Genomic DNA, 2,542 nt, shown 5'->3' with positions numbered 1-2,542 from the left:
TCACGGATGAACTGCAATCAGGATATTATTTTATCAAAATAAATGGACAAATAGCCGAACGTTGGATAAAGATTTAAATTACCCGTTGTTTTTCTTCTTCTGCCCCGGTAATATTTCGCGGAGTTAAATTTTCGCCTTTGTTGAATTTATAACTAAAGGCCAGTGTAATTACCCTGGTGTCTAGATAGCTATACCAAGAAGCTGTACTTTGACCTATAGCCAAAATTTCACCACCTAATTGTTGAGAATAAAACACATCACTTATTTGAAGTTTTATGCTTCCATAATTATTTAAAATTTTGCGACCAACTCCTGCACGAATATGCCAAAAAGGTATTGTGACGAATTGTGCAACGGATACTTTGGATTGGTAGGTAAAAGTCAATTCTGTGTTCCATTTTTTCTTGATGGTAATTTGAGAAGCAGGGCTAAAATACCAATAGGTACCTTGATTGTGTAAATTTTGATTGTACAAGTTTGCCACAAAGTCATTGTACATTAACTCTGTATAGCAGTTGATATTCCACCATTTTTTGATTGGTAACATCGCATTAATACTGATGCCATAGGTGAATTGTTTTCCAATATTTCCCGGTCTGCTATAGAAAAAACCAGGTTTTTGTTCAATGGTTTCTTGCACTACATTTTTAAAATATCCTCCCACTATACTGGTGGTAATTCTATTTTTATAAGTATAGGAAATTTCAAAATTATTGCTGAAAGTAGGTTGTAAAAATGGATTTCCTGAATACAATGTAAATTTATCCATAGGATAAGTGAAAGGGTTAAGGTCCTTATAATCAGGCCGTTCTATTCTTCTACCAAAACTGGTATTAAATACATGGTTTCCGGTAGTATCTAAATTATACATCATATACACAGTAGGAAACAAATTGGTAAAACGTCGGTAAATGCTGGAATCATGGTGATAAGAATTGCCAAATTGAATACCTTTAATTAAAGCATCTTCTAATCTAATTCCGGTTTGTAAAGTTAATTTACTCCATTGTTTAGTTAGGTTAAAATAACCGGCATGGATTTTTTCGGTGTAGTTGAATTTGTTGGAAAACGTATCATTATTAATACTTGCACCGCTGCCATCCACATTTGAGAATAGTGCATTATTGGTTGTAGTAACATTACTATACTTATATCCTGTGTTCCAATTAGCTTTCTTTTTCAAAGGATTAGTATAATCGGTTTTAAAAGTTGTGATTTTTATAGTGGATGGTAAATCGCTATTTAATGTGGAATTGGATATTGGATTTCCAACTGCATCCAACATTTTGGTCTGCAGCGATTGTGTTTGATTTGAATTAAAATTTAAAAAATCAAAATTAGTAATTAATTCTTTTCCCGTGGTATCTATAGAATAGGCGTAGTTTGCACTGGCACTATAATTCTGCATTTGTTTAACAGATGGATTCAAAGACAGCACTTTAGTAATTGGTTCCAAGAGTTCATCGCTTATAACAGATCCGTTTCTAGAGTTATGCAAATTTCTATTTTCAAAGCCAGTCAATACCAAACCGAAAGTTGACTTTTTATTGGCATAATAATCCAAACCTATTTTTGTATTAACGCCTTTGTCGCGCTTTTTAATGTAGTTGTTTTGATCAAAGGCTGATGCCAAACTTCCTGATGAATTAAAATAACGCCTTGTAATGGTTAAATCCTGGTAGTTCCCATTGTTTGAATAAGATAGATTGGAATATAAATTTATTTTTTTATGGCGGAAATTAAATATTAAAGCATTGTTATTTCTACTGTACCTGCCTTGACCATAAGAACAGGAAACCGCAGTATTGAATCCCTGGTCAATATTTTTTTTAAAGATAATGTTAATAATTCCGGCACTACCTGATGCATCAAATTTGGCTGGTGGATTTGAGTAGATTTCCATGGTTGCAATTTGTGCAGAGGGAATTGTTTTTAGGTAGGTCGCTAAATCTGCGCTGCTTAAATAAGTAGGTTTGCCATCTATCATAACCAGCACTCCGGATTTGCCATTTAAAGAAATGTTGCCATTTACATCTACCATGATTCCGGGTGATTTCTCCAATATTTCTAGTACTGTTAATCCTGTGTTGGTTAACAGGGCATCCGGATTAACAACCAATTTATCAATTTTCTTCTGAACAAATGGCAGAGCCACTACAATTTCAACTGAAGTGTTTTTAATACTGTCTAATCGTGGAATAACTATATTCTTTTCCACTTTAGAATTTTTTAGGGAATCCATCAGAAAGGAATCCGTTGCATATTCCTTAAAACCTGGAATTGAAATAGTCAAATAATGCCAACCGGTTGAGTGTATGTCTAATAAGTATTTACCTGTATTGGCAACTAATCCGCTTTTTATCATTATAGATGAATTTGTTCGATATGCTGATATTACTGCGGTACTTAAATCAAGTGAATCCGTTGTTGTAATTCTTCCAAAAACGCTTTGTTGCGCATTAGCTTTAAAGCCGAAAATATTAACCAGCAGAAATAGGGAAGTGCAAATGAATTTTCTTTTGTAATGTAAATGCATACGTTT

Annotated in this window: 1 protein-coding gene; it reads right to left on the bottom strand. The window is 33.5% G+C overall.

Annotated elements, in window-relative coordinates; all coding sequences use genetic code 11:
• Positions 1 to 73: 73 nt before the first annotated feature.
• Positions 74 to 2,542, bottom strand: a 2,469-nt coding sequence (locus tag K1X82_15415; GenBank protein ID MBX7183500.1) for a TonB-dependent receptor, incomplete at its 5' end; no start/stop codon positions are given.

The organism is Bacteroidia bacterium, from assembly GCA_019695265.1.
In the GTDB taxonomy this organism is placed as follows: Bacteria; Bacteroidota; Bacteroidia; order JAIBAJ01; family JAIBAJ01; genus JAIBAJ01.
Note: the sequence above shows the minus strand (reverse complement) of the source record. Positions and strands in the feature narration are given on the sequence as shown.